Source organism: Melioribacter sp. Ez-97 (assembly GCF_051488665.1).
In the GTDB taxonomy this organism is placed as follows: domain Bacteria; phylum Bacteroidota; class Ignavibacteria; order Ignavibacteriales; family Melioribacteraceae; genus Melioribacter.
Genome location: NZ_JBPSEG010000006.1, coordinates 126,364 through 146,289, shown reverse-complemented (window position 1 = coordinate 146,289; position 19,926 = coordinate 126,364). Strand labels below are relative to the sequence as shown.

Here is a 19,926-nt window from a genome sequence, read left to right as displayed (position 1 = left end):
TATGAGCAAAGATCTAATTCTCGTTGAATCTCCGTCAAAAGCCAAGACGATAAACAAATATGTAGGCAGAAAATATATTGTCGAAGCTACGGTTGGACATATTAAAAATTTGCCCAAAAGCAAATTGGGCATCGACATAGACGACCAGTTCAAAACAAAGATGGTTACAATACGCGGCAAGAGCGATATTATTAAAAGGATCAAGAATCTGGCGTCGAAGTCGAAAAATATCTATATTGCAACAGACCCCGACCGCGAAGGCGAAGCAATTGCACAGGATGTGCTCGACATTCTTAACGAAAAGGACAGAGCCAAAGTGCGACGAGTTTTGTTTAATGAAATAACAAAAAATGCCGTAAACAAAGCGCTCGAAAATCCTCTCAGTATCGACGATAAACTTGTCAGTTCGCAAAGAGCCCGCCGCGTTATGGATCGGATTATCGGTTATCAGGTAAGTCCGTTTCTCTGGAAAGCCGTTATCGATCAATACGGCAGTTCGCTTTCAGCCGGCAGAGTCCAATCGGTTGCTCTTCGTTTGATTTGCGAAAGGGAAGAGGAAATTGAAAAATTTATTCCAACCGAGTACTGGTCGATCGTTGCGGTTTTCAAAACCGATACCGGCGAAGAATTTTCGGCTAAGCTTTTTGAAATCGAAGGCAAGCAGCTGAAAATTCAACCCAAACCTGAAATGACGGATAAAGACTGGGAAGAATTTCTCAAAGAAAATTTTGCAATTAACTCCGAAGAGATAGCAAATAAGATTTTGTCGGAAATTAAGAACGTTAAAGAATTTGAAATTTCCGAAATTAATAAACGTCAGACAAAAAGGAATCCGGCGCCTCCGTTTATAACAAGTACGTTACAGGTTGAAGCCTCGAAGCGACTTCGTTTCAGACCTCGACGTACAATGATGCTCGCTCAGCAGCTTTACGAAGGCGTTTCGATCGGAGATGAAGGCTTGACCGGTTTGATAACTTATATGAGAACGGATTCAACGCGTCTGAGCGAAGAAATATTACAGGACGCCCGCCAGTTTATTAAAAATGAATATGGCGACAAATACCTGCCGGAGGTTCCGAGAATTTACCAGTCGAAAAAGAAAAATGTTCAGGACGCCCACGAGGCGATTCGTCCTACCTCGCTTAAATATACGCCCGAATACGTAAAACCTTACCTTGACTCGTCTCAGTTCAAGCTCTACGAGTTGATTTGGAACCGTTTCATTGCATCGCAGATGGAACCGGCATTACTCGAAAATACTACGGTTTCTGTTACCGGGGATAAGTTTGTTTTTAAAGCCACCGGGTCTGCTCTGTTGTTCGACGGATTTCTTAAAGTATACGACGATTCGAACGGCAACGAAGAAAACGCCGACGCCGAGGATTTGAAAAACGGAAAAATTCCTGCCGGTCTCCGGAAAAATCAAATTCTGGATCTGAAAGAAATAAAACCGAATCAGCATTTTACCAAACCACCAGCGCGGTATACCGAAAGCAGTTTGATAAAAGAATTGGAAAGCAAAGGAATCGGACGTCCGAGCACATACGCTCTTATTGTAGGCACTATACTCGACAGAAAATACGTCGAAAGCGTCGATCGTAAATTAGTTCCGACCGAACTGGGCAAAAAAGTTAATGAAATTTTGGTGAAGAATTTTCCGAATATCTTTGATGTCGGTTTTACGGCAAAAATGGAAGACGAACTCGATTCGATTGCAGAAGGCGAAAATGATTACGTCCGGGTGCTTAATGATTTCTATCAGCCTTTTTCGGAAACTCTGGCAAAAGTAGAATCGACGCTCGAAAAAATTAAATGCGACAAATGCGGCGCCGACATGGAACTTAAAATAGGCAGATACGGTAAATTTCTTGCGTGCACGAATTATCCCGAATGCAAAAATATCAAATCTCTAAAAGAGATAAGCAATACAAACAACGAACCCGAATATACCGGCAATAAATGTCCGAAATGCGGAGGTAAAACTCTTTACCGTGAAAGCAGATTCGGCAGATTTATCGGATGCGAAAATTATCCCGAATGCGATTACACCGAACAAATTACAACCGGAATCAAATGCCCGGAATGCGGAGAAGGAGAATTGACTCCCAAAAGGACTAAACGCGGAAGAATCTTTTACAGTTGCAGCAGATATCCGGATTGTGAATACGCCACATGGAAACTTCCGAAAGCGGAAGAAGTCGATAACGACTGATTAAATTTATGCCCAACGGAAATATAAAAAATATTATAGGCAGATTACTGTCCGAGATGTCGGGTGTCAATCGGGTTTCTCAAAATACCATCGACGCTTATTCGAGGGATTTAAATCAGTTTGCGGAATTTTGTGAGGATAACGGCATTTCATCAATCGATAAAATTACCGAACGGCATCTGCGTAATTACCTCGTTAATCTGAACGAATCGGGACTTAGCAAAACTTCGGTCGCCCGTAAACTATCTTCATTAAGAAATCTCTTTCAGTTTGCTTTGAAGCATAGTATAATCGATTCAAATCCTATTAAAAAAATTCAGAACCCTAAAGTCAAAAGAAAACTGCCCGAAACGATAAGCGCTTCTTATTACGAGGAGATTCTTGCAAAAATCGATTCAACGGATGAAGAAGAATTTATTAAGCTCACGAATAAAGTTATAGTAGAACTTTTATACGGGTGCGCTCTCCGCGTTTCGGAACTGACTTCGCTTAAATTGAAAGACATAGACCTTTATAACAAAGTTATTAAAGTCTTCGGAAAAGGGTCAAAAACAAGATATGTCCCGATAGGATCAAAGACGCATCAAATATTGAAAGATTACGTTGACGGTATCGAATCGAAAGGTCGCGACGACTTTTTGATTAAAATAAAAGGCAAGCCTGCAGACAGGTTTTATGTTTATCGGCTTATCAAAAAGCTATTGAACGGTTACGAATTAAAACGCAAGAGTCCGCATATACTGCGGCACAGTTCGGCGACTCATATGCTCGACAACGAAGCCGACCTTCTGGCTGTTAAAGAATTCCTCGGGCACGAGAATCTTTCCACTACTCAAATTTACACGCACGTCAGCATCGAGAGAATTAAAAAAATTTACAAACAAGCTCACCCAAAATCAAAAAAGGAGTCGTTATGAATATCAAAATTACATCCCGTAAATTCAGAGCAAAAGATTCCTTGAAGAATTTCATCAAAGAGGAAATCAAGTCTGCGGAAAAATTTTACGACGACATTCTCGACGTCGACGTCATATTGAGCTACACAAAACTTGAGGATAGCATTAAAACAGCCGAAATAATAGCTCAAATTCCGGGAAAAACATTATCCGTTTCGCATTCGAGCGACGACTTCGAAAAATCGGTTTCGGCTGCCGTCGAAAAATTAATAAGACAGCTCAAAAAAGTAAAAACACAAAGGATTGCAAGGAAAAAATAATGAAGCTTGAGGATAGAAATATCTCAAGAAAAGAATTTATTACAGTCGATTTCTTTTTCAATAAGACTAAAGAAAAATTCAAGTTGAGATTGCTCAACGACCGGGTCGGTTTCGACAGAAAAATCAAGGATCAAAATCTTCATCGTCCGGGATTGCCGCTTGCAGGATTCCTCGACCTGTTTGCATACAGTCGAATCCAGGTATTCGGCAATACGGAAATGAGTTATCTCCACAGCCTGTCCAAAGAAGAAAGAATAAATTCTTTAAATAGAATTTTCAAATTCGAAATCCCGTGTATTATAATTACAAACAGCAATCTTCCTTCGCCGGAAATGATCGACCTTGCGAATAAATTCAACATTCCGATTTTCGGTTCGGACTATACTACCACTAAGTTAATTTATCTGCTCGGAGATTTTCTGGACGATCAATTTGCCCCGCGAATTACAGTGCACGGTTCGCTGGTGGACGTCTATGGAGTCGGTATTTTATTTACCGGCAAATCGGGCATCGGTAAAAGCGAAGTTGCGCTCGATCTTGTCGAAAGGGGACACAGATTGGTTGCAGACGACGTGGTAATTCTGACGAAAAAAGGCGAAGGAATTCTGATGGCTTCGGGAACCGATCTGGTTAAACATTTTATGGAATTAAGAGGTATCGGAATTGTCGATATCAGGAGTATGTTCGGAGTGCGCGCTATTCGCTACCAAAAACGTCTTGAGGTCGTTGTCGAACTCGAAATTTGGAACGATAAAGTCGATTATACGCGTACCGGACTCGAAGACTCGTTTATTAAAATTCTCGAAGTTGAAATACCGTATATTAAATTGCCCATAATTCCGGGAAAAAATATTACCGTAATATCCGAAATTATTGCCATTAATTATTTGTTGAAGCATTACGGCTACGACGCCGCAAAAGTATTACAAAAAAGAATAGAGGATCAAATTCGTAAAAAAGGCGAAGATTACGACCGAACGGTCGACTATTTCGAGCATGATTTCGAATAGTCTTTTCTACTTGACACCCGAGTCAGGTTTTATTATTTTCGCCACACAAATATAATGTTATGAAAAAATTTTACTACTTTTCAAAATCTAAACTTAAGTTTGTAGAAGTCGAAAACTTCTACAAAAAATTCCTTTTTTTGGTGACCTTCGTATCGGTCGTAATATCTTTCTTTATTTTTGGAACTTACCTGGTTGTCAATGAGTATATAAACCCCGATTCCGAGATAAGAAAGTTGAAAAAAGACAATGCCTTATTGCGTTCGAGACTTGAAGCGATGACGGAAAAATATGTCGAACTCGATAAAAGGGTTAAAGAGCTAAAAGATCTAAGTTATTCCCTAAGACTTACAGCTAATCTCGAAGTCGACAGCAGTCAATACGGAACGGGAGGCGCGGCATTTACGCCTTTAACAACCAATAATCCCGTATCGATTTCCAATTTCGTAAAAAATATCGACAAGCTGGTTGATAAAGTAGAAAACAATGTGGTCTCCGAACGTAAGAATTACGACGAAATCGTAAGGAAATTAAAACAGAATGAAGTATTGTTTGCCTCGATGCCGGCTATCAGACCGTGCGAGGGAACAATTGCCGACGATTTTGGTTTAAGACTGCATCCGATTCTAAAGGTTAGAAGAATGCATAACGGCGTCGATATAATTACCGATGTAGGCACTAAAGTTTATGCCCCGGGAGACGGAATCGTTACTTTTGCAGGCAGAAGGGGCAGTTACGGGCTCACGCTTGAAATCGATCACGGTTTCGGTTACAAAACAATTTATGCGCATTTAATGAAGACAAAAGTAAAAAGGGGACAAAAAGTAAAAAGAGGCGACCTGATCGCTCTGTCGGGCAATTCCGGATTGTCGACTGGCCCGCATTTGCATTATGAAGTTAGACACAACGATATCCCATTGAACCCGTTGAATTTTATTTATGAAGATGTCGATTTATTCGAATTTGTAAAAAAATAGAGGAGATAGTTATATGATATGGACCATCGAATTGGCATCGTATCTCGACGATGCTCCGTGGCCCGCTACGAAAGAAGAACTGATTGACTATGCCGAACGTATTGGCGCTCCCTTGGAAGTAATCGAGAATCTGCAGGAACTCGAAGATACCGAGGAGCCATACGAATCGATTGAAGATATATGGCCTGATTATCCGACAGATGAAGACTTCTTTTACAACGACGATGAAGAATACAAATCCTGATAAAATGTGGGAGAATGTCTGCGAACAAACCAGAGCCGTAGAAATATTAAACAGATTTATTAAGTCAAGGCATGTACCACACGCCTTGATTTTTTATGGCTCCGAGGGCGTCGGTAAATTCAACACGGCTCTCAATTTTGCGGAAGCAATCTACAAAGAGTATTCTTCGGATATTCATCACATCGAAAAAATACAAAAACTGAGAGAGCCTTATATAAAATTAATCACTCCGCTTCCGAGAGGGAAGGGGGAAACGCCCGACGATTCTCCCACCGCCAAGCTTACCCAAAATCAAATTGAAAACCTGCAGGCGGAAATCGAAAAACTTATCGCGAATCCATACTATAAATTAAATATAGACGGCGCCAATACGATTAAAATAAACAGCGTCCGCGACATTAAAAAATTTATAAGCGTGGATTATCACGAAATTCCGTACAGGTTTGTATTTATTCTCGACGCTCATTTGATGAATGAGCAAGCTCAAAACGCTCTTCTGAAAAGCCTCGAAGAGCCGCCCGAAGGACTTGTGTTTATTCTGATAACGAGCAATATCGACCAATTGTTGCCTACAATTCAGTCCCGATGCTGGCAAATAAAATTTCAACCTTTGAGCGAAGAAAGCGTCGTCGAAATATTAAAAAGTAAATTCGGCATAGAAGACGATAGCGCTCGAAGAGCGGCTCATTTTTCAGGCGGATCTGTACAAAAAGCGCTCAAGTTGATTGAATACGATATCGAATTCCTGCTGGAAACAGTTATATCGATTTTGCGCTATTCTATTGCGCGCAAATTTCATACGGCATCCGAGTATATAAATAAATTAGCAGGCTCTAAAAAAGGCGAAGAACTAACGTTAGTAATTGGTTTGATTAAAGTATGGCTGAACGATTTGATCCGGAACCGTTATTCATACTACGATTATTATTTCGAGGAATTCAGGGATACATTGATTAAATTTAATGAAAAGTTCCCCGATGCGCAGGTTGAGAAAGTATTCGAAAATCTGACCGAATACGAAAAAGGCTTATCCGGAAATTTGAACTTGAATGTAATAACTCTTAGCCTTATATTTGAATTGGCTTCATTGTCGATGAGGAATTTAAATTGATTTATATAAATCGTTCTGAAGATACGGAACTAACTTCTGCGGAAAAATTTACGCCGTCCAACGGCAAGACGCCGTCTTACCATTCAATTGTTATCGATAAATTTCACGCCTGTTCTTATCACGGTTGTTTTAACTGCAAGTCGGAATTTTATTCCAGAGCTCCGTTAGATAAACGCAATATAGTGGAAATAGAGTGCGACGGTTTGCTCAACTGCGAGTTTTGCGTTCTTGAAAACGGATTGGAAGTGTTTCCGTACGATTTTGTAATTGTTAAACAAAACGACGAACTCGAAATTGCGCAGGTTAAATCGATCGGTGAAATCGTTCGTATAAAAAGAAGTTCGATGGGACTTTATGACGAAGAATTGCCCGTAATAGTGCGCAAAATGAATTCGGAAGACACACAAAGACTGAATCGAAATCTGAAGGATGAAGAAAGGGCAATCGGATTTTTTAAGAAAGCCGTTGCACAGCACAAGCTCGAAATGAAACTGGTCAAAATTCATTATCAATTCGATCGAAAGAAGCTCTATTTTTTCTATACTGCCGACGGAAGAGTCGATTTCAGAGAACTGGCAAAAACTCTGGCGGCAGAATTTAAAACCCGCATCGAATTGCGCCAAATTGGAGTAAGGGACGAAGCCAGGGAAATCGGGGGAATCGGAACCTGCGGCAGGGAATTCTGTTGCTCCTCATTTTTGAATAATTTTAGAAAAATTACAACACAACTTGCCACCGAACAAAACTTAATGTCGAGTCTTGGAAAGTTGAGCGGTCCTTGCGGCAAGCTCAAATGTTGCCTCTCTTACGAAGTCGAATAATTAACCGGAGATAAATATGTCAATTAAGCTTACAGCTGTAATCGGGGCGGGTACAATGGGCTCCGGAATAGCTCATGTACTGGCATTAAAAGGACAAAAAGTCCAATTAAGCGACGTTAACAAATCGATTCTGGAAAAAGCACTCGAAGTTATTTCGAAAAATATGGACAGACAGATTAAAAAAAATATCATCGACGAAAATGGTAAAAATGAAGCTTTGAATCGAATTGAAATTATCGATAATTTGGAAAAGATTAGTCCGGATACGGATATAGTTATTGAAGCCGTGGTAGAAAAATATGACGTAAAGACCAATATCTACAAAGAGTTAGTTAAGTCGCTTAAAAAAGATGCTGTAATAGCTTCGAATACGTCGTCAATATCAATTACGGCTCTGGCTCCTAAAGATCGCGCCTCCAATTTTATAGGTATGCATTTTATGAATCCGGTGCCGGTTATGAAACTAGTTGAAGTTGTAAGAGGATACGAAACTTCGGATGAAACAACGCAGAAAGTAATCGACCTGGCAAAACAGCTCGATAAGATACCCGTGGAAGTAAATGATTTTCCCGGCTTCATTAGTAATCGCGTATTGATACCGATGATCAACGAAGCAATTTTTGCATTATACGAAGGAGTCGCTACTGCGGAAAGTATCGATGCAATAATGAAATTAGGTATGAATCATCCGATGGGACCGCTTGAACTGGCGGATTTTATCGGACTGGATGTGTGTCTTTCTATAATGGAAGTATTGTATGAAGGATATAACGATTCAAAATACAGACCGTGTCCGTTATTAAGAAAGATGGTAGCCGCGGGAAAATTAGGCCGAAAATCAGGCGAAGGATTTTACAAATACGAATAAGCACATAATGTATATTATGTAAACTAAGTTTTATAAATTGCTGAATCTGTAATAAAGATAAATTACCAATATCAGCAATACCAACCAGATTAACGGACTCCTGCCCCTTTTCTTGAATTTTCTCTTTCTGTTAAAACCGAGCCGTCTTTTTAATCGTTCCTCGCGGTCCTCTTCGGGTTTGTAAAACCGCGGTAAATACTCAAAATCCTTATGCTTAGGCTTTTTTATTAACATCTCAATTTGATATAATTTTTAATTTGTTTTTTAGTATTGATACGGTAATCTCGGAAGCTTGTTCGGCTATTATTTCGCCGTCAGCATGTACATAATAAGGCGTCCCGAGCTTAATTTCTATTTTTTCGGAATTAAGGAATTTTGCTTCTTTTGCAGAATCAAGCTTATTCATAACAGCCAACGGTAATTTCCTGAGTATATTCGGTTTCGACATATGGTCTATTACGCAAATATCCAGCAAATTATCGTCTATTTTCGCATTCGGGGTCAGGTAAAATCCGCCTCCGGAAGTAAGTCCGTTTCCTATCGTAATCAATAATTTTTTGCCTTCGATTTTTCCGGAATCGGCTATTAATTCTACATCAAGCGGTTGATATTTCATCAAACCTGCAAAAACGGCATAAACGTAAGATACAATTCCGTTCAAGCGTTTTGACCGCTGATTTAATTTTGCCACCAGAGCGTCGAAACCAATGCCTAAGCTATTGATGAATCGAAAATTGATTTCTTTCTCATTTTCTTTGATTTTTACTGAGCCAATGTCAAAGTTTCTTACTGTAGTGGAATTAAAAATCAAATTCAAATTGCGATCGATATCTTTTCCGAGTCTTAAATTTCGGGCGAAATCGTTTCCTGTTCCAAGCGGGAGCACGCCGAGCGAAAGATTCGAATCCGGATTGATGCCGTTGATTACTTCGTTAAGAGTGCCGTCGCCGCCGACAGAAATCAAATGAGTGAAGCTGCCCGCTAGTTTTTCTACAAGATTAATTATATGTCCAGGAAATTCGGATATTTCGATATGGTGCTCGACCTTTTTACGGTAAAGATAGTCTTTAATCTTTTCTAGTGAATTGAGGGCTTTGCCTTTCCCGGCGGCGGGATTAATGACAAACAAATATTGATGTTTTTTGTTCATTTAATTTCCGAACATGGCTTCGATAAACTCTTTAGGCGAAAAATCCTGTAAATCTTCGATGCCCTCACCTACTCCGATATATTTAACCGGTATTTTTTTCTCTGATATGATCCTGAATATTACGCCGCCTTTTGCCGTACCGTCAAGTTTGGTGATAATAATGCCGGTGGGTTTTGTGTATTTTTCGAATTCTTCTACCTGACGCACTGCATTTTGTCCTGCAGTTCCGTCCAAAACCATCAAAATTTCATTGGGAGCATACGGCAAAAGATTATTAATAACACGATGAATTTTATTGAGTTCGTCCATCAAATTTTTCTGCGTGTGCAATCTGCCTGCAGTATCGATTATAACAATGTCCGTATCGTCCTTTTGAGCGGCTTTGATCGTGTCGAATGCAACTGCGGAAGGTTCTTTCGTATTTGTGCTGATTATATCCACGCCGGCTTTTTTAGCCCAAATTTCAAGCTGGTCGTTTGCCGCAGCTCTGAAAGTATCTGCAGAACCGATTTTTACTTTCAGTCCCGACTTTTTGAAATTATATGCCAATTTACCTACGGAAGTTGTCTTGCCGGAGCCGTTAACTCCGATAATAACAATTACATAAGGTTTCTTGGATAAATCAATTTCTCCGTTGGTTTTTGCCTGCGACAGGACTGATTCGAGCTCTTCTTTAATTATTTTCTTGAAATTGTCTACGGATCTGTCGGATTCTTTTTTGAAAAGCGCTCTTGCTTTTTCGATGATTTCTTCTGCGATTTGAGAGCCGATATCGCTCGTAATTAGTATTTCTTCGAGTTCTTCTAAAGTTTCGTCGTCGACTTTTGCCTTGCCGCTTATGGTTTCGGATATTTTGTTGACAAGGTTATCGCGCGTTTTGGATAATCCTTCTTTCAGTTTGCCGAAATTTATATTCTTAAACAGCTTCATTTTTCTTATACCATTTTATTGATTCGTAAGCTCTGACGGAATATCCTATTAAAGAAAGATAGCAGAGCAGAAGACTTATATAAAAAACGATTTTGTAAAGCAGAGTAATTTCAAGTCCAAGGATAACCAGGAGCAAATAAAGACCGATTGAAAAGGCTGTTATTTTCCCGAGCAAATTAGACGGGAGCACTTTTTTAATAATTTTCGAAACAATAATTCCGCCTGTAAAAATTAAAATATCGCGTAGAATTACAGTCCAGAAGTAAAGCGGAACGATGTATTCGTGTCTGTACAATTGCAAAATAATGACGAAAATTGCGGCTTTGTCGGCTAACGGATCGATGATTTTACCGAACTCGCTTATCTTGTTGTATTTGCGCGCTATATACCCGTCTAAAATATCGGTGGCAAAGCCGATAAAAATGAAAAGAAGAACATAATATCGATTTGCTCCTGTCTCCAGATCGGCTAAAAATATATATAATGGCACGGCTGTTAATAATCGTACAAAACTCAATAAATTGGGTAAAGTAAAAACATTTAAGTTATATGTTATATTATTCTTCATCTAAGTATTGTTATTTATTCCTATTGTAGATCATATTCTTCTTTGCTTATACCGATTTCTACGGGCACCGGATATTGCCCTGAGAAACAAGCCGTACAAAATTCCGACGGCAAATGGTCTACCATCGATTCGAGCATTTCGTCTACGGTCATATATTCCAAAGTATCGACTTCAAGATATTTACGTATTTCTTCGATGTCGCTGTTATACTTATATGCAATCAATTCTTCTTGAGACGGGAAATCCATTCCGTAATAACACGGACTTACAATTGGCGGTGAGGAAATTCTCAGATGGATAGCTTTTGGATTGGCTTCCCGGAGCAAGCGTACCAATTGTTTTGAAGTTGTGCCTCGAACTATCGAATCGTCGACTAGGACGATGGTCCTGTTTTCAAGAACGCCTTTTACAGTGTTGAATTTAATTTTAACCCCGATTTCCCTGGCTTTTTGCCCGGGAAGAATAAAAGTGCGCCCTATATAATGGCTTCGGATCAGTCCTATTTCGAGTTTCGACGGAATGCCCATTTTAGCCAACTGGCTTTGATATCCGATTGCGGCAGTGTTTGAACTGTCCGGCACGCTTATTACAATTACTTTTTCGCCGTCCGGATCGGTTACCGGATGCTTTTCCGCCAATATTTTGCCCAGTTTTCTTCTTATTTTATCGACATTTGTACCGAATATTTTGCTGTCCGGGCGTGAGAAATAGATATATTCGAATACGCAATGGGTTTTCGAATTTTTTTCAGGAAATATCGAGAAAGATTTGAATGTGCCGTTTTCCAGCGTCTCTTCGTCGATAACCAAAATTTCATTTGGTTCCACATCGCGTATGTATTCGGCTGAATTGATATCGAAAGCGCAGGTTTCCGAAGCCACAATAAACGCCTTATCTTTTTTCCCTACTGCAAGCGGTCTGAATCCGTTGGGATCACGGGCTGCAATCAATTTATCGTCGGTCATAATAACCAGGCAATATGCTCCCTTTATCTGTCGCAAGGCGTCCCGGATTTGGTCGATTTGATCTTCGTATTTGCTCCTTGCAATCAGATGAAGAATTACTTCGGTGTCGCTCGTTGTCTGAAAAATGGCGCCGTCCGCCACTAATTTTTTCCTGAGTTCTTTTGCATTCGTAAGATTTCCGTTATGAGCTACGGCAAGATTTCCGGAACGGTAGTTGACAACGAACGGTTGTATATTTTTTTTTGAATCCGCCGAACCGGTAGTCGAATATCGATTATGCCCGATAGCGCAACTGCCCGTCAATACCGTCTCAAACAGATTCCGGTCGTTAAAAACTTCGGATACGAGTCCGAAATTTTTATGATACCTGAAAACTTTCTGCCCTTTTTGATTCAAAGACGAAGTAACAATTCCCGCGCCTTCCTGTCCCCTGTGCTGTAAGGCATGAAGTCCGTAATAAGTTTTTACTGCGGCATCGCTGCATCCGTATATACCGAAAACGCCGCAATGACATTGCGGCTTATCGTGCGACACGGCTAACTCGAAATATTTATCTGACATTTTATTCTTGTCTTCATGAAAAAATTATGATACAAAATATAAGATATACATCTCACATAATAAAGATTAACATGGTAAGCGACTTTAAAAGCCTGAATAATATTGACATATAAGAAAAAAAATTTGGTTAGGACGTACTTTTTTCTATCCGGCTTAACGTAATTAGTTTTAAAATTGATTATATATAATCAGATTAATTAATATATTTGTATAACGATGCAATTAATTATTTCATTATTACGGAGTAATTGTGAATCGCGAATTGATTGATTCCATTAACGAGCTGACGCTCAATTACGAAACCACCCGGGACGTAAATCTCCTGAAAAAAATTAATCATTTACTTCGGCTGCTCGAATATCAGTCGTGGTATTTGAAAGCAAAGCTCGGCATTATCGACTTGAAGTACGAAAATTATGAAGACGAACAGTTTAAAAAATACGAACAGGAATTCGGCTACTCGAATGCATTCTCTAAATATCATCTTATTATTCCCCTGCTGATGTATTTATTCAAAAATTACAATATCGACCGAAGCGCTCTGGAAATGAGTTCCTCTTTTATGGAAGAATTAAAAGATTATTTGCGTCCGGGCGATTATGCCAAAACAAAAACCGGCGCGTAGCGTTTTATTACAAATACGAGATTCGCTTCGAACGAATTGAGAAAATTCGGGATGCTTCGATCGGATTCCAAGTATTTTTTCCGTACCTGGAAACTTTCGCCTTACGGAGTAATTATAGCCGGAAGCCTCTATTATGATTTCAGAACAGACGATCTGAAGAAATTTCTCGATTATAAATCCTCAAAGGATAATGCCTTGACGAATGCTCTCAAATTAATTACGTCTGCAGCCGACGATTTAATTGATCGTCATAAGTTTGACGAGATACTGCGATTAATTTTCCACGACGAAGTAATTTTTGAAATGATGAAGTTATTTGATCCCAGATTCATGAAGTTCGTGACTTTGATAAAAAATTTTTTTAGAAAGGATGTCGAAAGGAGAATAGCATACAAGAATTTGCGCATTTTTTTGAACGAACTCAATAACGATCGCGAGCTTTCCAAACTTGCAGATTCGATAAAACTCAAAAAGGAAATCGACTGTAACATGACGAAATTTTATTCCATCATAAATAATAACGCCGGATAAAATATGGAAAAAGAAAAATTATTAAACGAAGCGATGTTAATCGCTCAGGAAGCGCATCGAAATCAAACCGACAAAAACGGGGTTCCGTATTTCGGTCACCTTTTCAGAGTAATGAATATGGGAACGACTCTCGACGAAAAAATTTGCGGCGTCCTGCACGACCTTATGGAAGATACCGGATGGACAGAGTTTGATCTGGAAGCTAAAGGTTTTCCCTCTTACATTATCGACGCCTTGAAAGCGTTGACAAAAAAAGAAGGCGAATCGTATGACGAGTTTATCGACAGAGTAAGTAAAAACAAATTGGCTGCAAAAGTAAAAATCAACGATTTGACGGATAATCTTGATATCAAAAGATATATTGTATTAACGGAAAAAGATTTAGAGCGGCTAAAAAAATATCATAAAGCATACAGAAAATTGATTTTACAATAACTAATTTTTAGAATGAGTTGGCAAAAATTGGATGAAAATCTATCCACAATACTATCCAAACTGATAATAATAAAAAAGCGGCTCATCTAAAAGCCGCTTCTAAGTTGTTGTATTATAATAAGTTATTCTTAGTCGGAACGGCGGGATTCGAACCCGCGACCCCTTGAACCCCATTCAAGTGCGCTACCGGGCTGCGCTACGTTCCGTTAAAGTTTGTCTTTCAATTCTGTCAAAAACTTTTTTATCTCTTCCAGGTCTTCTTTTAATTCCCGCTTTTCGCTCTTACCCGAAACCATATCGTTTTGAACTGCAAAGTTATCCTTTTCTTGCGATTTATTCAATCCCGACAATATCTTTTTTGCGCCTTCGATAGTATATTTTTCTTCGCGGAGTAATTTTTTTATTTCTAAAATTAATTTAATGTCTTTATTCGTATAAATTCTGTTGCCCGCTCTGTTCTTGCTCGGTTTAAGCTGCTCGAATTCGGTTTCCCAGTATCTCAGTATATATTGCTCCAAACCGGTGATTTTACTTACTTCACTTATAGAATAATATAACTTTTTAAGACCGAAATCTTTCATGCATTTACCTTTTTACTTACTTGAAGTAAAATAACGTAAATACATTAAATTAGCAAGATTAAATTTTCTTGTCGATTAAATCTTTCAGCGCATGAACGCCCAGGATATAACTGAGAGTTTTAAATCCGCTAATGTAACCGTCGCAAACCCCTGCGGTTAACGATACTTTCCTGAAACTGTCCCTGCTCTGGATATTCGATAGATGGACTTCAACTTTTGGTAAAGAACAGATTTCAAGAGCGTCGCGAATTGCCACGCTTGTATGCGAATATCCGCCCGGATTAATCAGAATTCCGTCGAAGTCTGATGCGTCGTTAATTTTCTTGACGATATTCGATTCGTCCGGCGATTGAAAAAATTCGAATTCGATATCGGGAAATCTGACTCGCAGCGTCTCTTCGATCGAATTCAAATCGTTATTGCCGTAGAAATCCGGATTCCGCAGCTTTAAGAGATTCAGATTAGGCCCGTTAATTACAAGTATTTTCATGTGTTATCGCTCAATTGTTCGATTATTTCTCTCATTCTGGGCGTAAGATAAACTTCGTCGACGCCCAATTCTTTTAATGCGTTTGAAAGGATGAGCACTTTTTTTTGCAAAGGTGATAATTTATTGATAACAATTATTTTGTCTTCCTTCATAATGCAGTAGCCGCCTTTGAAGTCTCCCCTTTCGAAACGCACTTTTGCCCCCATCTGAAGGGCTATCTGCTTGAGATCCTGTAAAATATTCTCGAATTCTTTTTCTTTGATTTTCATGTCGTCTTTTGTAATGGTTTCATTAATGTTATGAACAATACGCTCAGATATACGAACAGATTTATTAAAGGGAAACCGTCGAGCGCAATTAATCGTTCTCTAATAAGAGACACAGTTTCAGCGGCGGGTTTTAAACTGATTATCTCAGTTAAAAGTCGGTAGTCTTTAAATAATAAATAAATATTAAACGGCGCTGTTATTGCTATCACTATAAGAATGATAAGCAACCAGCCTTCTTTCTTCAGATTGGGTTTAATAAATATCAAGTATAAAATAAACGATAAAAGCAGCAAAGGGTAACTGATTAATTTCAATGTGATTGCAGGCGTTAATAAAAGTAATCCTGTCGTTAAATCTGTGTTAGTAAATACTTCCTTTAAAACAAGCCCTTTCGGTTCAAACAACTGAAATGAAATAAGCAGGTCGGAAAGTATTCCGCACATCCAAAGCAGATAGAAAAGCGCCGTAAACGACGCGAAAATTTTTGATTTCATCAAATTAATCCGAAAAATTTGTCTATTTTTCGGATTAAAAAATATGAAAAAAAAATGACTATTGCTTCTATCGACTTAGGTTCCAATACCGTCCTGCTTTTGATTGCGGAAGTTAAGAATTCGGAAATTATTACAATAAAAAATTATTACCGTGCTCCGAGAATCTCTAAAAATCTGAATAAAGGCGAACCTTTTCCGGAGGAAAATATAGCCAGACTTTATGAGACGCTCGACGAATATCAGAGCATAATTGAAAAATATAAATGCGAAACCGTTCTCGCTGCCGCCACTAATGCTTTCAGAATAGCTTCAAACGGCGGACAAATTGCCAGTGAAATAAATGAAAAATACGGATGGAAGTTGAACATTCTTACCGGAGAAGAAGAGGCAAGGCTTTCGTTTCTCGGTTCCGCTTATCCGTTCGAAGATGAAAGATCAAAATCACTCATTGATATCGGTGGCGGAAGCACGGAAATAATTTCCGGAAATAAAACGGAAATATTGTACAGGAAGAGTTTTCCCGTCGGCGTTGTATACCTGACAGAAAAATATTTGAAACACAATCCCCCGCTCGATTCCGAATTGTCCGCTATGGAAAAAGAAACGGCAGATATTTTCAACGAATTGAAATCCGTGCAGGATTTGGGAGAGTACACAATCGCCATTGCCGGCACTCCAACGACACTCGCCTGCATCAAAAAGAACATTAAAATCTATGATGAAAAAATAGTTGACAATACCATACTCAACTTCAATGATATAAGTCAATTATACGATTGTCTTAAAACTATGAAGAGCAAAGAAATACTTGAGAATTTCGGACAGGTAGTCGAAGGGCGGGAAGATTTAATTACATCAGGAGCGGGCATATTGAAAGTCTTTATGGAAGTGACAGGAATCCGGGAATTGCGCGTTAACAGCCGTGGATTAAGATACGGACTTATACTGGATTATTTAATAAAAAAGCGGAATAAAAAGGAATTCCTACCGTAACAGTTAAAAACAAAATTCCTATCAGGATTGAAAAAAAGAGGCTACGCGACTGCGCATAAGTAGCGCATATTGCAATAAACAAACTCCAAAAGATAAATATTCCTTCGATTACCGAAAGAGCTATTGCAGGAACATATTTGATTGCGAAGGGCGTAGGGTTGAACGAAAACCAGTATTGACCGAATAAGGCATATTCGACAGGCGTAAGTATAATAAATGTGAATATCACGGGTATAAAAGAGTAGGAATAAATGACTAGATTATCTTTGAAACGGGTTTTGATTCCCGCTAATTTCAGCGTCAGCGTTATTACAACCGACCATCCTAACATCAATGCAATAAATGTAATCGGCAAAGAACTTAAAGTAACGAATACGGTTTGAAGACTCCCCTCTCCGCCGGAAAAAGCATTTGCAAGTATCCCCGCCGTCAATGAAATTTTTAATGCTGCAAGTATTATTACAGTCAACAAAAGATTCTTATGGTCGGCGTGAATTAATAGTTCCGCAGCTTTTACTGGAGATTCAAATAATTTTGATGTAGTATGCCAGAAATCGATATTGGGCACTTTTGTTCGAAGATATGCTTTGCAATTTTGACAAGTCAGTTGATAGAACGGATTTTCGGTCGAACAATTATTACATTTGACGCTGTTCTTCATTTTAAAAACTTACTCTTAATGATAAAGTCAAGCTATTTGTCTCGGCGGACACATCGAAATCGTATAAGTGGGCGTCCACATAAGCGTCGAGCACGTTTATCAGATAAGAAAGACCGATGAAAACCGCCGTCAAGTCTCTCTGATCTCTGTAAAATTCTCGCTGGTCATAGTACCGTAAATTTCCGTTGGGATTATTTTCGCTGATACTTTGGACGTACAAATCCCTGAAATGTTTGTATTGATTATTGTTATCGACCCAGAAATAGCCCAGGACGCCGAGCGCGCCCCAAATTACCGGCGCTTTCCAGTACGATTCGTTATAAATTTGTCCCCATCCGGGAATTATAGCGCTCCTTAAAACTGCGCCCATAGGCGATTTATGCATAATAAATTGAGTGGTATCAGTTCTTGCAGGCGATACCGAATCGGCAGTTTGTCCGAATGCACTATTATTGAAAAATGAGGATAAGATTATAACGCTAATTGTAATTACTGTTGATAATTTCAAAGAGTTCAAATAATCTTTCCAATTCGTCATTTGAGTAGAATTCAATTACAATTTGACCCGCTCCGTCCTTTTTTACGTTGCAATGAACTTTCGTGCCGAGTATTCGTTGCAATCGTTCTTCTATATTTCTCTGCGAAGCCGATGCTGTGGTTACGGAGGAAGAAAATTTCTCTTTTTTGTCTTTGCCGTTTTTGAGGTCGTTTAATTTACGCACAAGTTCTTCAACTTTTCTTACGGACAGATTTTGCTTTAAAATCTTGTCGTGTATTTGAAGTTGAAGCTTAGGATTGGACAGATTGATCAAAGCCCTTGCATGACCGTTGGATATCTTATTGTTTATCAAGCTTTGTTGAATAGGTTCCGGCAATTTCAATAGTCGAATAAAGTTTGTAATAGTAGTGCGGTCTTTTCCGACTCTTTCCGCAATCTCTTCATGAGACAAATTGCATTCGTCGCGCAGGCGTTTGTACGCCACGGCAATTTCTATCGGGTTTAATTTCTCTCTTTGAATGTTCTCGATCAAAGAGAGCGCCAGCATTGCTTCTTTTGTATCGACTTTAATTATATATGCCGGAATTTCCTTCAGTCCGATTTCTTTACACGCTCTTAGTCTTCTTTCGCCCGAGATAAGCTCATATTTATCTTTGTCGATTCTGCGAACCGTCACAGGTTGAATAAGTCCGTTCTGCAGTATTGACAATTTCAGTTCTTCGAGCGCCTGAGGTTCGAAGTTGGTTCTCGGCTGGTACGGATTGGGATAAATTTGATTAACGGAAATTTTAGCGAGTATATCGTACGATTTGCCGTCGTCTTTCGGAATATCCTTTCCTGAAACGGCTACCGGAGCGTCCAATTTATCTTTTACCTGGGGATTAATAAGCGCGTCCAATCCCCTTCCTAAAGCAGATTTCATAATTTTCTACTCCTTTTCCTTAACGGCGTTGAGTTTTAAATTATTTCTTTCAAGCAGTTCGTAAGCTAACGACATATAATTTTGCGCGCCTACCGAAGTTGCGTCATATAAAATAACGGGTTTTGCATAACTTGGAGCTTCCGAAAGCTTTACGTTTCTGTTGATTACCGTTTCGAACACCTTTTCTCCGAAATACTTTTTGACTTCGTCTACAACCTGCTGACTCAGTCGTAACCGCTTGTCGAACATTGTAAGCAGTACGCCTTCGATTGACAATTCCGGATTGAAACTTTTTTTGACTATGTTGATAGTATTGAGCAACTGTCCCAAGCCTTCGAGAGCAAAATATTCGCATTGCACCGGAATTAATACCGAGTTCGCTGCGACGAGAGCGTTCAATGTAAGCAGACCGAGAGACGGAGGACAATCGATAAAAATGAAGTCGTATTTTTCTTCTACTTCCCGAAGCGCGTTTTTTAGGAGATGTTCCCTGTTTTCCACCGAAACCAGTTCAACTTCAGCTCCGACCAGATTTATATTCGACGGGAGAATGTCGAGGAAAGGCATATAGGAATTTATTATCGATTCTTCTGCGGAATTCAATCCGACCAATACGTTATAAACTGTCTTGTCGTATTTATCGATCCCGATACCGGAGGTGGAATTTGCCTGCGGGTCGATATCGATCAAAAGAGTTCTGAATTCGGCGGCAGCTACAGAGGCGGAGAGGTTTATTGCCGTCGTTGTTTTTCCCACTCCGCCTTTTTGATTTGCTATGACTATCTTTTTTGCCATG

General features: G+C 39.2%; 25 protein-coding genes and 1 tRNA gene. 13 read left to right on the top strand and 13 right to left on the bottom strand.

Annotated elements, in window-relative coordinates:
- The first annotated feature begins 1 nt into the window (after position 1).
- From topA to ACSSWA_RS09020, 9 genes are read left to right on the top strand one after another with little or no spacing between them, the layout of a single operon-like run.
- Positions 2 to 2,212 carry a type I DNA topoisomerase gene (topA, locus tag ACSSWA_RS09060; protein WP_437356244.1) on the top strand — a complete coding sequence of 737 codons (2,211 nt, stop codon included), beginning with the start codon at positions 2 to 4 and terminating at the stop codon, positions 2,210 to 2,212.
- An 8-nt stretch (positions 2,213 to 2,220) separates the two neighbouring features.
- Positions 2,221 to 3,129: a tyrosine-type recombinase/integrase gene (locus tag ACSSWA_RS09055; RefSeq protein WP_437356243.1), complete on the top strand. Its 909-nt coding sequence runs from the start codon at positions 2,221 to 2,223 to the stop codon at positions 3,127 to 3,129.
- Complete coding sequence (hpf, locus tag ACSSWA_RS09050; protein WP_437356242.1) at positions 3,126 to 3,428, top strand: ribosome hibernation-promoting factor, HPF/YfiA family; 303 nt, start codon at positions 3,126 to 3,128, stop codon at positions 3,426 to 3,428. The genes ACSSWA_RS09055 and hpf overlap by 4 nt, the downstream gene beginning before the upstream one ends.
- Positions 3,428 to 4,438, top strand: coding sequence for an HPr(Ser) kinase/phosphatase (gene hprK / locus ACSSWA_RS09045; RefSeq protein WP_437356241.1), 1,011 nt, complete (start codon positions 3,428 to 3,430; stop codon positions 4,436 to 4,438). Before hpf ends, hprK begins: the two co-directional genes overlap by 1 nt.
- A 59-nt stretch (positions 4,439 to 4,497) precedes the next feature.
- A complete protein-coding gene (locus tag ACSSWA_RS09040) occupies positions 4,498 to 5,412 on the top strand; it encodes a peptidoglycan DD-metalloendopeptidase family protein (RefSeq protein WP_437356240.1) in 915 nt (304 codons plus the stop codon).
- 13 nt (positions 5,413 to 5,425) lie between these two features.
- The gene (locus ACSSWA_RS09035; protein ID WP_014857199.1) at positions 5,426 to 5,656 is read left to right on the top strand and encodes a DUF2795 domain-containing protein; all 231 of its coding nucleotides are present in this window, start codon (positions 5,426 to 5,428) and stop codon (positions 5,654 to 5,656) included.
- Positions 5,637 to 6,767 (top strand): ATP-binding protein, encoded by a 1,131-nt coding sequence (locus tag ACSSWA_RS09030; protein ID WP_437356239.1) that lies wholly within the window; start codon positions 5,637 to 5,639, stop codon positions 6,765 to 6,767. The genes ACSSWA_RS09035 and ACSSWA_RS09030 overlap by 20 nt, the downstream gene beginning before the upstream one ends.
- Positions 6,764 to 7,588: a PSP1 domain-containing protein gene (locus tag ACSSWA_RS09025; protein WP_437356238.1), complete on the top strand. Its 825-nt coding sequence runs from the start codon at positions 6,764 to 6,766 to the stop codon at positions 7,586 to 7,588. Before ACSSWA_RS09030 ends, ACSSWA_RS09025 begins: the two co-directional genes overlap by 4 nt.
- 16 nt (positions 7,589 to 7,604) lie before the next feature.
- The gene (locus ACSSWA_RS09020) at positions 7,605 to 8,456 is read left to right on the top strand and encodes a 3-hydroxyacyl-CoA dehydrogenase family protein (protein WP_437356237.1); all 852 of its coding nucleotides are present in this window, start codon (positions 7,605 to 7,607) and stop codon (positions 8,454 to 8,456) included.
- Positions 8,457 to 8,691: 235 nt separating this feature from the next.
- Here the strand turns inward: ACSSWA_RS09020 and ACSSWA_RS09015 are convergent, their stop codons facing one another.
- The 4 genes from ACSSWA_RS09015 to purF are packed head-to-tail and all read right to left on the bottom strand — an operon-like array spanning position 8,692 to position 12,630.
- Entirely contained in the window at positions 8,692 to 9,606 is a 915-nt protein-coding gene (locus ACSSWA_RS09015; RefSeq protein WP_437356236.1) for a diacylglycerol/lipid kinase family protein, read from the bottom strand.
- Complete coding sequence (gene ftsY, locus ACSSWA_RS09010) at positions 9,607 to 10,536, bottom strand: signal recognition particle-docking protein FtsY (RefSeq protein WP_437356235.1); 930 nt, start codon at positions 10,534 to 10,536, stop codon at positions 9,607 to 9,609.
- Positions 10,523 to 11,104 (bottom strand): CDP-alcohol phosphatidyltransferase family protein, encoded by a 582-nt coding sequence (locus tag ACSSWA_RS09005; protein WP_437356234.1) that lies wholly within the window; start codon positions 11,102 to 11,104, stop codon positions 10,523 to 10,525. Before ACSSWA_RS09005 ends, ftsY begins: the two co-directional genes overlap by 14 nt.
- Before the next feature lie 20 nt (positions 11,105 to 11,124).
- Positions 11,125 to 12,630, bottom strand: coding sequence for an amidophosphoribosyltransferase (purF, locus tag ACSSWA_RS09000; RefSeq protein ID WP_437356233.1), 1,506 nt, complete (start codon positions 12,628 to 12,630; stop codon positions 11,125 to 11,127).
- A gap of 250 nt (positions 12,631 to 12,880) precedes the next feature.
- On the opposite strand from purF, the gene ACSSWA_RS08995 reads away from it, so the two are divergent.
- The 3 genes from ACSSWA_RS08995 to ACSSWA_RS08985 are packed head-to-tail and all read left to right on the top strand — an operon-like array spanning position 12,881 to position 14,221.
- The gene (locus tag ACSSWA_RS08995; protein ID WP_437356232.1) at positions 12,881 to 13,255 is read left to right on the top strand and encodes a hypothetical protein; all 375 of its coding nucleotides are present in this window, start codon (positions 12,881 to 12,883) and stop codon (positions 13,253 to 13,255) included.
- A gap of 51 nt (positions 13,256 to 13,306) precedes the next feature.
- Positions 13,307 to 13,786: a hypothetical protein gene (locus ACSSWA_RS08990; protein WP_437356231.1), complete on the top strand. Its 480-nt coding sequence runs from the start codon at positions 13,307 to 13,309 to the stop codon at positions 13,784 to 13,786.
- Between the two features lie 3 nt (positions 13,787 to 13,789).
- Complete coding sequence (locus ACSSWA_RS08985; RefSeq protein ID WP_437356230.1) at positions 13,790 to 14,221, top strand: phosphohydrolase; 432 nt, start codon at positions 13,790 to 13,792, stop codon at positions 14,219 to 14,221.
- 132 nt (positions 14,222 to 14,353) lie between these two features.
- Here ACSSWA_RS08985 and ACSSWA_RS08980 read toward each other — a convergent pair.
- The 5 genes from ACSSWA_RS08980 to ACSSWA_RS08960 all read right to left on the bottom strand — a co-directional run bounded on the left by ACSSWA_RS08980 (position 14,354) and on the right by ACSSWA_RS08960 (position 16,055).
- A tRNA-Pro gene (locus tag ACSSWA_RS08980) sits at positions 14,354 to 14,427 on the bottom strand.
- Entirely contained in the window at positions 14,428 to 14,802 is a 375-nt protein-coding gene (locus ACSSWA_RS08975; protein ID WP_437356229.1) for a MerR family transcriptional regulator, read from the bottom strand.
- A gap of 58 nt (positions 14,803 to 14,860) precedes the next feature.
- Positions 14,861 to 15,292 (bottom strand): type II 3-dehydroquinate dehydratase, encoded by a 432-nt coding sequence (locus tag ACSSWA_RS08970; RefSeq protein ID WP_437356228.1) that lies wholly within the window; start codon positions 15,290 to 15,292, stop codon positions 14,861 to 14,863.
- A complete protein-coding gene (locus ACSSWA_RS08965) occupies positions 15,289 to 15,561 on the bottom strand; it encodes a hypothetical protein (RefSeq protein ID WP_014857170.1) in 273 nt (90 codons plus the stop codon). The genes ACSSWA_RS08970 and ACSSWA_RS08965 overlap by 4 nt, the downstream gene beginning before the upstream one ends.
- Positions 15,558 to 16,055: a hypothetical protein gene (locus ACSSWA_RS08960; protein ID WP_437356227.1), complete on the bottom strand. Its 498-nt coding sequence runs from the start codon at positions 16,053 to 16,055 to the stop codon at positions 15,558 to 15,560. Before ACSSWA_RS08960 ends, ACSSWA_RS08965 begins: the two co-directional genes overlap by 4 nt.
- A gap of 54 nt (positions 16,056 to 16,109) precedes the next feature.
- On the opposite strand from ACSSWA_RS08960, the gene ACSSWA_RS08955 reads away from it, so the two are divergent.
- Positions 16,110 to 17,048, top strand: a complete 939-nt coding sequence (locus tag ACSSWA_RS08955) for a Ppx/GppA phosphatase family protein (protein ID WP_437356226.1) — start codon at positions 16,110 to 16,112, stop codon at positions 17,046 to 17,048.
- Here the strand turns inward: ACSSWA_RS08955 and ACSSWA_RS08950 are convergent.
- From ACSSWA_RS08950 to ACSSWA_RS08935, 4 genes are read right to left on the bottom strand one after another with little or no spacing between them, the layout of a single operon-like run.
- Complete coding sequence (locus ACSSWA_RS08950; protein ID WP_437356225.1) at positions 16,996 to 17,709, bottom strand: hypothetical protein; 714 nt, start codon at positions 17,707 to 17,709, stop codon at positions 16,996 to 16,998. The two genes, ACSSWA_RS08955 and ACSSWA_RS08950, sit on opposite strands and share 53 nt — an antisense overlap.
- 1 nt (position 17,710) lies before the next feature.
- Entirely contained in the window at positions 17,711 to 18,217 is a 507-nt protein-coding gene (locus tag ACSSWA_RS08945) for a DUF5683 domain-containing protein (RefSeq protein WP_437356224.1), read from the bottom strand.
- Positions 18,189 to 19,130, bottom strand: a complete 942-nt coding sequence (locus tag ACSSWA_RS08940; protein WP_437356223.1) for a ParB/RepB/Spo0J family partition protein — start codon at positions 19,128 to 19,130, stop codon at positions 18,189 to 18,191. Before ACSSWA_RS08940 ends, ACSSWA_RS08945 begins: the two co-directional genes overlap by 29 nt.
- Positions 19,131 to 19,136: 6 nt before the next feature.
- Positions 19,137 to 19,925 carry a ParA family protein gene (locus ACSSWA_RS08935; protein WP_437356222.1) on the bottom strand — a complete coding sequence of 263 codons (789 nt, stop codon included), beginning with the start codon at positions 19,923 to 19,925 and terminating at the stop codon, positions 19,137 to 19,139.
- Position 19,926: the final 1 nt, after the last annotated feature.